The following is a 14,409-nucleotide window of genomic DNA, read 5'->3' on the forward strand; positions in this document are numbered from 1 at the left end:
ATGATATCAGAAAAGAATTAGGTCGATGACTTAAAACAACTCAATGTCTGTTTGACTGCTCACATCTTCGCACCCTTGCGGACGAGCAAATTGCTCAATACTTTCGATTAAGTCGCCACGTAACTTATGCAACTGCGCACTTTGTATAGTAATAAACTGCACGAGTTCAGGGTTTTGCTTTATCGCATCGTTCTCAACTAAGCGATGCTCAAAGGCATTAAAGGCTTCACCGAATAAGGCAGCATGGCGCAGTGCGCTGTTGCTGTTTTCCATATCTTGGACTTTAGCATGAGTGGCTTCTAGTAAGTGTGGGAACAAGTCTTTATAGCGGCCATACAATGCAGGATCACCCAAAGGCATATTCTTAACCAACAAAGAGACTTTGGGGTAATTAACTATGGTGTTATCGTCAAAATCAACGAAGCGCTGTGAGTGTCTATGTTGTTCAAGTAACTCTTGCTCAAGCGGGCATTCCGCGCCGTGGTTGGCAAAAAACATTTCCCCTTCATCAAGCCAAAAGGCCACAACTATATCGAGCTCCATCGGCTCAAAAAAGGCGAAAAAATGCTGAGACAAGGTGTGTACATCGTGGGCGCTATAGGTTTGGCTCACGTAGCGCATGACGCGCCCCATATCACCTGAGTCTGTCATCGCCAACTCAGCTGTGCTTTGGGCTCGACTAATTTCATGCTCAAGCTCTTTGGAGCGCTGCTTGTACTGATAAAGCACATCGATGCGAGCCTTGAGCTCCGCGCTGTTAAAAGGCTTGATGATGTAGTCGTCGGCACCTGCATTGTAACCACGCATCCGCTCTTCTAAATCACCACGACCAGATAAAAACAAAATAGGGGTATGGCTTGTTTGTGGATCGTCTTTTAACGCTTTGCACACCGCGTAGCCGTCCATTTTCGGCATTTCAACATCAAGTAAAATGATATCGGGATTGTGTTTCAAGGCTTGACGAATACCATGCTCACCATCTTTCGCATGAATGACTTGTGCAACCCCATTAAGGGCTTCTTCCACTAAGTGGTGAATAACTTTATTATCATCGATGGTGAGTACCAGTTTCGCCATTTGGCATCCCTAGACGTAAATTGAATTATTAAAAGCATAGTATGAGACACTGATTTTGCTAGAGAAATCAGTACCTAATACAGACAAAAAGCGCCATTTTAGGCGCTTTTTTTTAATAATCTTGAGCGTGTTTTGGAATTACTAAGCAGCAATACCGCTGTGACGTAATAATGCATCTACACTCGGCGCACGACCACGGAAACGCTCAAACAACACGGCGGGTTCCTCTGAACCGCCTTTCTCTAGGATGTGAGTCAAAAATTCGCGACCCGTTTGTGGGTTGAAAATTCCTTCTTCTTCAAACTTCGAAAACGCATCAGCCGAGAGTACTTCCGCCCACTTATAAGAGTAGTAACCCGCGCTGTAGCCACCAGCAAATATATGACTGAAGCTATGCTGGAAACGGTTAAAGCTTGGCGCTTGAATAACCGATACCTGCTCACGTACTTGATTTAGAATAGCTTGGATTTCGCTGCCTTTACTCGGGTCATAATCCGCATGAATATGGAAGTCGAATAAAGAGAATTCAAGCTGGCGGATCATCTGCATCGCGCTTTGATAGTTCTTCGCTGCTAATAATTTATCTAGTAACTCTTTGGGTAGTGGCTCATGCGTTTCGTAATGACCCGAAATAAACGCTAATGCTTCACTCTCGTAACACCAGTTTTCGAGGAACTGACTTGGTAGTTCCACCGCATCCCACGCCACACCATTGATACCGGCAACGGCACCTGCATCAACTTGAGTCAGCATATGATGCAAACCATGGCCAAATTCATGGAATAAGGTCACCACTTCATCGTGTGTAAACAAAGCAGGTTTATCACCCACAGGGCGGTTGAAGTTACACACAAGGTAGGCAACCGGCGTTTGCAATTGACCGCCCAAACGTACTTTGCGGCCCATGCAGTCGTCCATCCACGCGCCACCGCGTTTGTGTTCACGCGCATACAGGTCTAGATAAAAACGCCCACGTAAGGTGTTGTTGCTGTCATAAATCTCAAAGAAGCGCACATCGGGATGATAAGTATCAAACTCTTTTTGCTCTTGCACACGAATTGAGAAAAGTTTCTCAACGGTTTTGAACAAGCCACTCAACACTCTGTCTTCAGGGAAATAAGGACGTAGCTGTTCATCGCTGATTGAGTACTTTTCTTGCTTAAGCTTTTCGCTGTAATAGGCGTAATCCCAGGCCTCTAGCGCTTCGATACCATGCATTTGCTGGGCATAGGTACGAAGCTCTTCAAGCTCTTGTTGTGCTTGTGGTTTTGATTTGGCAGCCAGATCGTTTAAGAAACCAAAGACCTGTTCTGGTGTGTCAGCCATTTTAGTCGCCAGTGACTTTTCAGCGTAGTTTTTAAAGCCAAGTAGCTGCGCTAATTCGTGGCGCAGTTTTAGCTCTTCATCCATGATTGCGCTGTTATCATATTCACCGGCATTCGGCCCTTGATCCGACGCACGCGTTACAAAGGCGGTGTAAGCTTCTTGACGCAATTCGCGGTTGTCCGCATGCATCATAATCGGTAAGTAAGATGGAATATCGAGGGTAAATAACCAACCTTCAAGGTCCTTACTTTGTGCCGTTTGCGCCCCAAGTGCTTTTGCAGACTCTGGTAAACCCGCTAATTGCGCTTCATTTGTAATGTGCTTTTGCCACGCAAGGGTTGCATCCATGACATTGTTGCCAAACTTGCTCGACAGCTCACTTAAGCGGCTGACTATTTCACCGTAGCGTTTTTTGTCTTCGTCGTTTAGCGCAATGCCTGACAAGGTAAAATCACGCAGCGCATTATCAATGACCTTTTGCTGCGCTGTTGATAGCTGCGCGTATTCGTCGCTATTGGCGAGCGCTTGGTAAGCATCGAAAAGACCTTGATGTTGGCCTACAAATGTACCGTATTCACTCAATAATGGTAATACAGCGTCATAAGCCTCGCGCAGTTCTTGGGTATTCACAACTGAGTGCATATGCGACACAGGGGAAAACAGGCGACTGAGTTTGTCATCCACTTCTTCAAGCGGCATGACCAAACCATCCCAAGTAAAATCTTGGGCGCCAAGCACTTGCTCAATGGTGTCTTTGCACTCTTTAATCGCGTGCTCTACTGCTGGTTGTACGTGTTCTGGTTTGATTTTTGAAAATACAGGCAAACCTTCCAAAGCGATTAATGGGTTACTCATTAGACGTTCTCTTCAATTTTTTATTACCTTACATTCTTGGGGCAATAACGAAAAATACAAGAGCAGATCAACGGCGTCATTTCTGCTATGGTATGACAACTTCAAGACGACAATGAAAGTTCATAGGAATATATAATGTCTCAACACTTTGATTATATTTGTATTGGCGGCGGCAGTGGCGGTATTGCTTCTGCAAACCGTGCAGCAATGCGCGGTGCGAATGTAGCACTTATTGAAGCAACTCACTTGGGTGGCACCTGTGTAAACGTGGGCTGCGTACCTAAAAAAGTGATGTGGCATGGCGCACAAATTGCCGAAGCAATTAAACTGTATGCACCTGACTATGGCTTTGATGTTGAACTAAAAGACTTTAGTTGGCAGAAACTAGTAGAGAGCCGTGAGGCTTACATTGGTCGCATTCACCAAGGTTACAACAAATACCTAGCAAGCAATGGTGTTACCGTTATCAATGGCTTTGCCAAGTTTGTTGATAATAAAACGGTTGAAGTAAATGGTGAACACTACACGGCTGACCACATTCTCGTGGCGGTAGGTGGTCGCCCAACGATTCCAAATATCCCTGGCGCAGAATATGGCATTGATTCAAATGGCTTTTTTGAGTTAAACGAACAACCTAAGCGCGTTGCAGTAATCGGTGCCGGTTACATCGCTGTCGAGATTGCCGGTGTACTTCACAGCCTCGGCACAGAAACCCACTTATTTGTGCGTCGTCATGCGCCTCTTCGCAGCTTCGATACTATGTTAGTGGACACCCTTGTTGAAGTGATGAAAAAAGAAGGACCAACACTTCACACTGAAAGCTCACCGAAAGAAGTGGTTAAACAAAGCGATGGCAGCCTAACCATTCACTTCGAAAATGGTCACAGCCAGAACGTAGACCAAGTCATCTGGGCTATTGGCCGCACACCTACCACCGATGCAATTAACATCAGCGCCGCAGGTGTTGAGGTGAACGAAAGTGGCTACGTGAAAGTCGATGAATACCAAAACACTACAGCAAAAGGTGTGTATGCGGTCGGTGATATCATTGAAGGCGGTATTGAACTCACCCCTGTGGCGGTGAAAGCAGGCCGTATTTTGTCAGAGCGTTTATTCAATAAAGACCTGCCTGATGACCTGAAAATGGATTACAACTTAGTGCCAACCGTAGTGTTCAGCCACCCTCCTATTGGCACAATTGGCCTCAGTGAGCACGAAGCGATTGCACAGCATGGCGAAGAAAACATTAAGGTGTATACCTCAAGCTTCGCTGCTATGTACACAGCGGTTACACAACACCGTCAACCATGTTCAATGAAGCTTGTATGCCTTGGCCCAGATGAAAAAATCATTGGCTTACACGGTATTGGTTTTGCCGTAGACGAAATGATTCAAGGCTTTGCTGTAGCAATGAAGATGGGCGCAACGAAAGCTGATTTTGACGCGGTTGTGGCGATTCATCCAACTGGGTCTGAAGAATTTGTGACCATGAGATAAAGCAGCTTGGGCGAGTATCCATAGTGGGGCGCGCGGTTCGACATCCAGCGAATAAAAACCTTGCGCAGTTATCGCAAGGTTTTTTTATGCCTAAATGACAAAATGGGTTATGAGTTGATAAACTTCAATAAAACAATAGCGACTAGTCAATTTTGCAGTCTATCACCCTATACCCTGTGCACCTTGTGCAATTTATTTTTCTATTTCAAATGCTTTTTGGTGCTTTATTGATTAACAGTCAACAACACAGTCGCTCGCTTGTTTTGCTGTTTGTGTTTCAAGGTGTTGTGTGTGCGTTTAATTTATTGGAAGGACTGTATCCAAGCGGCTATTTAATCACACCCGTATTCACGCTTCTCTACGGGCCCCTCGTGTATTTTTACACTTTGTCCATTACCACCCAGACGGAGCAAAAGATAAACACGTTATTGCTCCATGCATTGCCTGCAATATGTGCTGTGTTTTTTACGCGTTACACCCAAACCATCATCTTCATCGGGACAGTGAGTCAACTCATCTACTTTTATTGTTCATACCGTTATCTCAGCGCCTACCACAATTCCCTGATGCAACAGCGCTCCGATGCAGAAACGTTGAAGATGAAATGGTTGCTAAAAGCATTACTTATTTTTGGTGTTATAGTGGTGTTTGATTTGCTACGCATGAATGTTCAAACCATTACTCCAATCGATTTAAAAATGCATTGGTACTTACTGAACGAAATTTTGTTGCTAATCATGTTTAGCTTTTTGCTGTTTCATACCGTGAAAAAAACGTATCAAAGCCCCAATACTCCAGAGCAAAGTTCTGAAACACCCATCGCACCATCATCAAATGATGCACTCAACACAGAAATATTCTCCAATATTGAGCAGATCGTCAAAACGCAATTGTTATACCAGCAGCCGCGCCTTACCTTGACCGATCTCGCCAACCACCTTGGTATAAATAGTAAAGATATCTCATCGGCTATCAATTCTTCTACAGGGCTTAACTTTTGTGAATACATTAATCGCCACCGTGTTCATCATGTGCAAACTCTGCTCGACAATAGCTCCGCTAATAGCCTAGGTACTAAGTTCAGTCTAATTGAGCTGGCGTTTGAGGCGGGGTTTAATTCTAAATCAACATTCAATGCTGTATTTAAAAAAGAAACTGGGCTAACCCCAAGTCAATATAAGAAAAAAGCCACTCAGAACGGTGCATAAAACAAGCAAAAAACGTCCAAAATCTTACTTTCGGACGTTTTTTTAGGCCCAAAGCGATAGCCTGATGCAAAATCTATTGCGAGAATACCTATGAAAAAGCTCATTATCTTATCGATGACATTGTTGGCAAGTTACGGCGCGAATACGTCAGCCTTTCAAAACAACCGCGTATTCGAAACATTTAACCAAGCCGCGAACCTGATACCAACGCCTGTTAACGTTGCAGACCCAGTTACGTATTTTCAAACAAAGAATCGCGCTATCAAGCTGGCCAAACAAAAACAATGGCATCAGGTAAACATACTAACCAAGCGCCTGACTAATGAATTTCAATATGATGGCGACACATGGTACCTGCTAGGTCTAAGTGACTTTGCACAGGCCAATTACCACGCAGCAATTGCCCCATTAGAGCAAGCGCTTGCACTGGGCGTAAGCCTCAAAGGCATACCAACCGGCGCAAGTAACCCCAATGATTTAATGATTAAAATTGCAGAGGCGTTTGCAGAACAAGGTGATCAAGCCAATGCGCAGCTATGGCTTAAAAAAGCACTGGATGCTAGGTGGGATGACCGCCCTACGCTTGCTGGTAGAAGCTTATTTTCGTCAGGCGTTAATCCCCACTTCCAGCGTTATGCGCATCTACCTGCATACAAAGAATTGGCTGGGAATAACCTTGGAGACGACTTAAGCAGAGATGAAAAATGGCGTTATGACCTCGCCTTTTTGGTCGCTGAAATAAAGCGTCTGCATGTTGCCATGTATCACAAGATTACGCCGGCACAATTTAGTAAAAAAGTGCATGAAATTGAGCAATCAATCCCCAAACTGAGCGACCAACAAATCGTATTTCAGTTTATGGAACTCATCGCCATGTTAGGCAATGGCCACAATTTATTGATACCTGCGTGGGGAGAATCAGGAAATTTTAAGCAACTCCCGTTTCAATTTTACCAATTTAATGATGGTCTATTTATCATTGCAGCCAATTCCGACTACCAACACTACATCGGCTATGAAGTAATCGCCTTTGCCGACACACCCGCGAGTGAGGCGTTGGCACTGACGCAAAAAGTGAACGCCAGTGACAATGGCATGCAAACGCTGTGGTTGGGGCCTTATTATTTAAGTCTCGTCGAGGTGTTACACGGTTTGGGACTGACCAATGATAAAACGCCCTCGCTCACTCTCAAGTCTGCGCAAGGCGAGTTAGTGACAATTTCTCCAGCATCACTTCCTATGCAGTTTTCGGGGTTTCCGAAGCTGCCTAAACTAGCGCAATACCCAGAGCAACATTATCTCTCAAAGAACACCACGCCTTACTGGAGCGAAGTGATAGATAACAACATGCTGTTATATGTGCAATTTAACGATGTGCGTAACGCCAAAGAGCAATCACTGGCGCAGTTTGCTGAGCAGCTGCAAGCTCAGCTTAAATCGGACAATATTGAACATATGGTATTGGATCTGCGTCACAATAGCGGGGGGAATGGTTCGCTCACCCCGCCATTAGTTGCAACCGCAGCGTTTTTCAAAGTATTTAAACCCAACGGCAAGTTATTTGTACTGGTTGGCCGAAATACCTACTCCGCGGGGCATGACGTCGCGGTTAAAATCGCGAATATCGTGCCGACCATTTTTGTTGGTGAACCCTCAGGCACACGCCCGAACGTGATAGGTGAAGCTGGCTGGTTTAACTTACCCTACAGTAAACAAACTGGACTTATTTCCAGTCAATTCCACCAGCAAAGTCGCGCTGAAGATCATCGAATTTGGATATCACCCGACATTCCTGTGTCATTGACTTCCAAGCAATATTTCTCAGGTGAAGACCCCGCATTAGAGGCAATTCTAGCGATTACAATGCCAAAGCAAATCGACAAGTAATTGCTCAACGGGTAAGAATAAAAAGGCTTACCAGTGTGGTTAAGCCTTTTTAGTTAGGGTCAAACTGTTCTTAGCTGAATTGCGAGACTAACGATGACTGCTGGTCAACTTGATGCAGTAAGCTGTGGTTCAATGATTCAGATTCTTTGCCGTGTTCGCCACTGGTGTATGCGAGATCACGAACAGACTCCACGTTTTTAGAAACTTGTTCTGCCACCACTGACTGTTGCTCTATTGCCGTTGCAACACAGCGATTCAAATCAGCTAAAACACTCACTTGCTCTTGAATAACATTGAGGCTTTGGCCACTAAAATTGGCATTTTCAACCGTCTGTTTCGATAGCTCTATGCCGCGCTCCATGGCCGATTGCGCATTCTCAGAAGCACGGTTTATTGCTTCCATCTGCTGGCTGATTTCTTTGGTTGATTGTTGTGTCCTATGTGCCAACGAACGCACCTCTCCAGCGACCACAGCAAAACCGCGGCCCTGCTCCCCTGCACGCGCAGCCTCTATCGCTGCGTTCAGAGCCAGTAAGTTAGTTTGTTCTGCAATAGCATTGATTTCATTAAGAATACTGCCGATTAAAACATTGCCCTGAACCAAACTTTGCAGCTCAGTCGCGGCAGATTGCAGCTGCTCATCTAAACGCTCAATATCTTCTAACGTACAATCAAGCGACTGCTTACCTGACGAAGTATGCTGTTCTAACTTATCGGCGCTTTGCGCAGCTTGATGAATGGATGCTGCTAACTCTCGAATGGTTGTTGAGAATTCGCCCATAGCATCGGAAATCTGATGCACTTCATTTGATTGCTGTGATAGCAACTGTGCTACTTTTTCACCATTAAACGAGGTGAGCTGCACATTAGAATATACTTGCTTGGTCACATCATTTACTCGACCAACAACAGCTCGTAATTTCGCTTGCTGCATTTCCATTGCCAAATCGAGATATCCGAGTGTGTCTTTATGGCCGCTGTAAAGATAGAGCATCATACTGTTTGGGTAGACTTGCTTGGCCCTGGCAACCACTTTTTTATAACGTTGGCGCCATTGAAAAAAGACCCAACTCAGTACCAGTGTAACCATCGACATCACTGAGCTGAGCCAAAAAAAGTCAGATGCAATAGTGTGAGTAATAGCAAGCAAAGATAAAACAATAAGCCCCACCATTATTAAGGTGGTCATGTCATATTCACTGTTATCGCACTTACTTTTTTTGCCCTCCTTGATTTTCTTGTATTCCAATTTCGCTCTAGCCACGACGTCAGCTTTTGGCTTAGTCCTCACGGATTGGTATTCATATACTTTTCCGCTGTCATCACAAATAGGTGTCACGAAAGCGTTTACCCAATAGTAGTCGCCATTCTTACATCGATTCTTTACTGGGGCCATCCATGAATCACCGGCTTGAATAGTTCGCCACAGGTCTGCAAATGCCTCCTTTGGCATGTCTGGATGCCTGACTAAGTTATGTGGCTGACCCAGCATTTCATCTAATGAGAATCCAGCAACGTCACAAAACTTGTCATTTGAATACGTTATTCGACTATCTAAATCTGTCGTTGAAAGAAGCGTATCCTGTTCCGAGTAGATAACTTCACGTTCTGATTGCGGACCTGCTTGCATACACTATTACCACCTGTTGTTATTATTCTTTGTCATTGATGTGACCTAAAATTGAGGCTTCCATGCCAAAAAAGGTACAACACAGACTAAAATACCCATATAAGGTACTTTGTCAATGCGCGATAAGCGGCTTTGTATAATTCATCGCATCTCACTGTGAAAACATGAGTTTTTAAGGTTCACTGGGCGTGTATTGTGTTCACAAACGCCACAATGATAATGTGAACCATGTAACTGCGACCAAGGACACTCAAGTGACAAAAAAAGAATTTTTAGAAGTATTTCCCAAAGCCTGTGAAATCAAAGTGGCATGGGGTGATATGGATTCACTGCAACACGTTAATAACACCATGTACTTCAAGTATTTTGAAATTGCTCGTATCGACTTTTTTACCCAAGCGGGGCTCTTTGACCGACTCGAGAAAGAACAAATCGGCCCTGTGCTTGCTGATAACTACGCTAAATACAAACGTCCAGTGACCTTCCCCGACACACTTTTCATTGGTGTCAGTATCAGTGATATCGGTGACGCCCACTTTATGACTCACTACACTGTGTTTTCCAGTGCACAACAAGCAATTGTGACGCAAGGCCAAGCGAAAGTAGTGATGTTTAATTTCAAGACCATGCAAAAAGCGCCGCTGGATGCTACTTTATTAGACTTTCTGCACACCAACGAACAGAGGTAGATCATGGAATATTCAAAGTTGGGCCGCAGCGGCTTAAAAGTATCTCGCGTGTGTTTAGGCACCATGACATGGGGTCGGCAAAACACCCAAGCTGATGCCGATGCGCAGCTCGACTATGCGCTCGCACAGGGTGTAAATTTTATCGACACCGCAGAAATGTACGCTGTGCCGCCGACGCCTGAAACTTACGGCAAAACAGAGAGCATCATTGGTGATTGGCTTAGCAGAAACAGTCATAAACGCCACGATGTAATTATCGCCACTAAGATTGCAGGCAACGGCTTAAGCTGGGTGCGTGACGGTGGTGACATTACCAAAGAAGCTGTGATCGAAGCTGTTGACCACTCCTTGGCGCGACTACAAACGGACTACATCGATCTGTTCCAGCTGCACTGGCCAAACAGAACATCCCCTCATTTCGCCAAGCATTGGCCGGATATGATAGACATTCAAAGCGTCGACAAAAGCCAGCAACGCGCGCAAATGCACAGTATTTTAGAGGGCTTAGATCACTGTGTACGCGCAGGCAAAATTCGCCATTGTGGACTTTCGAATGAAACGCCTTGGGGTATCGGTCAGTATCTCGACTTAGCAAAGCAGTACTCATTGCCTGCAGTTGTCTCTATCCAAAATGAATTCAGCTTGGTGCACGCTAAAGACTGGCCTTATTTACTCGAACAATGTCACCATGAAGACATCGCTTACCTGCCTTGGTCTCCGCTTGCTGGAGGCATGCTCAGCGGGAAGTATCTGGGTGGAGCTCGCCCTGATGGGTCTCGTTGGACTATTTCTCAGCGCAATGGCCTTTTCCGCGATACCGAGCTGGCACAACAGGCTGTGGCCAAGTATCAAGAGATTGCTCACGCTCGCGGTATTACCACGGCTCAGCTAGCGTTGGCATGGTGTAATCAAATTCAAGGGGTCACCTCAACCATTATTGGTGCGACGACGATGGCGCAATTACAAGAGAACATTGACGCCTTTGCAATCACCTTAGAAGATGAAGTATTAGCGCAAATAGATACGGTACTTAAAGAATATCCAGTACCATTCTAACGACATTAACGTGCTATTTAAGAGTGAGCAATTCAGTGCTCACTTTTGACTAGCACTAACTTTTTAATTTAAGGCTGCCACGTTTTTTTACACGCGCTACACTCAGCCAGTAATAGGTCTTCTCTAATAAGTGTTCGGCGTCTATCGGTTTAGTAATGTAATCGCTCATCCCCGCCTGCAAACACCGCTCTCTATCCCCTGCCATCGCATTCGCTGTCATTGCCACAATGGGCACACCAATGTACGCCTCGGATGCATCACCACGACGGATAGCCGAACTGGCACTGTAACCGTCCAATACGGGCATTTGGCAATCCATAAGCACCACATCAATATCAGGATCATTGGCTAGAATATCCAAAGCCTGCTGGCCATCGGTACATGTTTTGAGTTCTAACGGTAAGTCTTTAAAGACCCCTTTAACCACTGCTTGGTTAATGGCGTTATCATCCACAATTAACAGACGCGAACCCGATACACTTTCAAAGTCATATTGATTTACTGCGCCTGACTCGCTGATTTGACTGTACTCTTCACTGTCATCAAACAAGGTGTGCGCTATTAACATGGAAGAAATGGGCGAGCCAATGCTCTGCACGTTTTCAAAGTTATCTACAAACTCTCTGTCTGACTGTACCCCAGTCATCATAACGACACGCAACGCATCGTCTTGTGTTTGTTTAAATAGACGCTTGAGTTGCGTGTGCGTTTGCGCGATATCTTTGTTAATCGCCACGAAAAGGTACAGCGGTGTGTCCTTGTGTTCATTACGCTGAACGAGCGCTGGTAGCGATTCCCAATCCGCAGGTTTAATCTCGGCGCCCCATGATTGCAGGATTTTGCTCACCACTTCCTTGCGTTTGCTTAAATCATCAAAAATCACCGCGGTACAATCTTGAAGCACGCTTTTTGCTGGTTCATCGCGTTCTATTGAGTGCAACATGATATGGCCAAAAAAGCGTGACCCCTTATCTGGTTTACTCTCAACGTTGATTTCTCCCTCCATCAATTCAACCAATTGTTTAGTAATTGCCAAACCGAGTCCCGTACCACCATATTTTCTGGTAATACTGTTATCCGCTTGAGTGAAGGACTGAAACAAATCCCCTAATTTACTCGGCTCAATACCTACGCCTGAATCTTCAATACTGAATCCTAAGCGACACGCTCCTTGCTCATACTTAGCCATAACAGACACACACACATAGCCGGACTCGGTAAACTTAATGGCATTACTTAATAAATTGGTGAATATTTGCCGAATACGCGTGATATCTCCCATAAAGTACTTGTGATTGAGTTCACTGGTATCAAGAAGTAAGAACACACCTTTTTCGAGAGGCCGGATGGAATTAGATTGGATCAGCTCATTCAACACCACTTCAATATTCACAGGATGCATTTCCAATTCCATCTTACCTGCTTCAATTTTAGAAATATCGAGTACGCTATTGATTAGGCTTGTGAGGTTGGAAGCACTGGTTTGTGCCAACTGCAAATAATGCAGTTGCTGCTCACTGAGGGGTTCCTTTTTAATTAGGTTAAGCATGCCGAACACGCCGTTCATAGGAGTGCGCAACTCATGGCTCATGTTGGCGACGAATAAGCTTTTCGCCTCATTGGCCTTTTCAGCTTCTTGGCGGGCCAACTCCAATTGCTTAGTACGCGCTAACACTTTCTTTTCAAGCGAATTGTTGATGTCTTGTAGCTGTTCACGCAGCAGCCACTCTTCAGTTCGGTCATACAAGATAAGTGCAGTTCCGAGTTTTTCGCGCGCTTCATCTTTTACCGGCACCACATTGAACTGCACCTGCCGTAATTCGCCTTTGGCATCCACAAGTTCCACATCCATCGCAAAGTACAGACCCTGTTTTACACTTTTGGCGATTTGCTTAGCCTCTTTATTAGGAACATTCAAAAGGATAGAGTATTTTTCACCGATAGCCTCGTCATCAGTGGCATTAAAAAAGCGTCGTGCTGAAGCGTTAAAGCTGCGCACTACTAGGTCACTATCAAGGCCGAATACCGGCATATCCATACTTTGAATAATGGCTTTAAACTGAGAAATTTCATGAGACATTTTCAGTTGTCGAGAAGCTAGGTGATGATAGGTAACCAGCACAATCAACATTAAGAAATACAGTAAAATCAGAGCACCCAGCCATACGTGCCACTCTTTCTTGATGACCTTATAAACGTCAGACTGCTTCATATAACTCATCAAGGTAATACTTAGGGGATGGGCAGAATTGCCAATATCTATAGACCGTTCATTGACCAGAACATTCATTGCCGAAATTTTATCGCGATACAGCGGCAACCCCATAAAGGTTTCGCCAGTATTTACCACCTGCTGCTGAGCAGGCGTAAATGCCGCGCTGTACTCATTGGCAAACAACCAACGCGCATCAGGGTGAATGATAAACTGCCCTTCACCGCCGATAGCATACAGTCCAGTGCTACTGGGCATGTCTGTGGCTAGATCATGCAATAGCGCTCCGGCATCATAGTTGATTACAACAATGGCGCGGGGAGCCCCCTTATCATCAAAAAGCAGCTGACTAATGCGATAAGTTGGCTGCAATGGCTCAGCCAAACGGCCAAATTCGCGATTGAGGTTAATGTCAGAAACGTAGGTATTTTCCGGCTCTAAGTCCATGCTGTGAATAATATAATCACGGCCACGTTTAGTTTGTAGTTTGTCCTCTGGCACACGGCGAGTGCCGTTAGCGACTCTATCTACACGCACCAGCTCTTCGAAGCGCTCATTCACTAACAAATAGCGAATTTGAATGATGTCATTATGTTCAAGAATGTAAGAGGAATAGATAGTGGCAAGTCGGTCTCGCCACTGTTGTAAGCTGGTGTTGTCGACGGTATCGAAGCCCTGATTATCAATGGCCCTGATAATGCCCGAGTTAGGGGGCGTATTAGCTAAAAACTTAACCTCGCGCCGACCATAGTCGATGCGTGTACGCAGCATAGAAAAACGGTTGGAGAGCGCATCTTCCAACTCTTCATGCAACTCATCGACATGCGTTTGTGACACAATGGAATAACTATACAAGCCAGCACCGATAAACAGCGCGCTCAGCACGGCTACGATACAAATTAATCCATAACGTTCAAACCAAGTCACAAAAAGCCCCTAAAGGTAGAGTACATCGTCACAGCATCAATACCA

General features: G+C 45.0%; 9 protein-coding genes. 5 read left to right on the forward strand and 4 right to left on the reverse strand.

The annotated features are described in order from the left end of the window. Positions 1 to 30 precede the first annotated feature (30 nt). Both V1358_RS07215 and prlC read right to left on the reverse strand, forming a co-directional pair. Positions 31 to 1,077 (reverse strand): response regulator, encoded by a 1,047-nt coding sequence (locus V1358_RS07215; protein WP_347390440.1) that lies wholly within the window; start codon positions 1,075 to 1,077, stop codon positions 31 to 33. Between the two features lie 141 nt (positions 1,078 to 1,218). Beyond that, positions 1,219 to 3,258, reverse strand: a complete 2,040-nt coding sequence (gene prlC, locus V1358_RS07220) for an oligopeptidase A (RefSeq protein ID WP_347393055.1) — start codon at positions 3,256 to 3,258, stop codon at positions 1,219 to 1,221. A 135-nt stretch (positions 3,259 to 3,393) separates the two neighbouring features. Here prlC and gorA point away from each other — a divergent pair, with 135 nt between their 5' ends. The 3 genes from gorA (at position 3,394) to V1358_RS07235 (ending at position 7,850) form a co-directional block, all read left to right on the forward strand. Next, the gene (gene gorA, locus V1358_RS07225; RefSeq protein ID WP_347390438.1) at positions 3,394 to 4,755 is read left to right on the forward strand and encodes a glutathione-disulfide reductase; all 1,362 of its coding nucleotides are present in this window, start codon (positions 3,394 to 3,396) and stop codon (positions 4,753 to 4,755) included. Positions 4,756 to 4,982: 227 nt separating this feature from the next. Next, complete coding sequence (locus V1358_RS07230) at positions 4,983 to 5,963, forward strand: helix-turn-helix domain-containing protein (RefSeq protein WP_347393056.1); 981 nt, start codon at positions 4,983 to 4,985, stop codon at positions 5,961 to 5,963. Between the two features lie 90 nt (positions 5,964 to 6,053). Then, a complete protein-coding gene (locus V1358_RS07235; protein WP_347393057.1) occupies positions 6,054 to 7,850 on the forward strand; it encodes a hypothetical protein in 1,797 nt (598 codons plus the stop codon). A gap of 70 nt (positions 7,851 to 7,920) precedes the next feature. Here V1358_RS07235 and V1358_RS07240 read toward each other — a convergent pair whose 3' ends face one another. Further along, on the reverse strand, positions 7,921 to 9,480 hold the full coding sequence (locus tag V1358_RS07240; protein WP_347390435.1) for a methyl-accepting chemotaxis protein: 1,560 nt from the start codon (positions 9,478 to 9,480) through the stop codon (positions 7,921 to 7,923). Between the two features lie 254 nt (positions 9,481 to 9,734). Between V1358_RS07240 and V1358_RS07245 the strand changes: the two genes are divergently transcribed. Next, complete coding sequence (locus V1358_RS07245) at positions 9,735 to 10,169, forward strand: acyl-CoA thioesterase (protein WP_347393058.1); 435 nt, start codon at positions 9,735 to 9,737, stop codon at positions 10,167 to 10,169. A gap of 3 nt (positions 10,170 to 10,172) precedes the next feature. Then, a complete protein-coding gene (locus tag V1358_RS07250; RefSeq protein WP_347393059.1) occupies positions 10,173 to 11,225 on the forward strand; it encodes an aldo/keto reductase in 1,053 nt (350 codons plus the stop codon). Positions 11,226 to 11,280: 55 nt separating this feature from the next. Here the strand turns inward: V1358_RS07250 and V1358_RS07255 are convergent, their stop codons facing one another. Next, a complete protein-coding gene (locus V1358_RS07255) occupies positions 11,281 to 14,364 on the reverse strand; it encodes an ATP-binding protein (protein WP_347393060.1) in 3,084 nt (1,027 codons plus the stop codon). Positions 14,365 to 14,409 lie beyond the last annotated feature (45 nt).

The organism is Pseudoalteromonas pernae (assembly GCF_039831865.1).
Taxonomy (GTDB): domain Bacteria; phylum Pseudomonadota; class Gammaproteobacteria; order Enterobacterales; family Alteromonadaceae; genus Pseudoalteromonas; species Pseudoalteromonas pernae.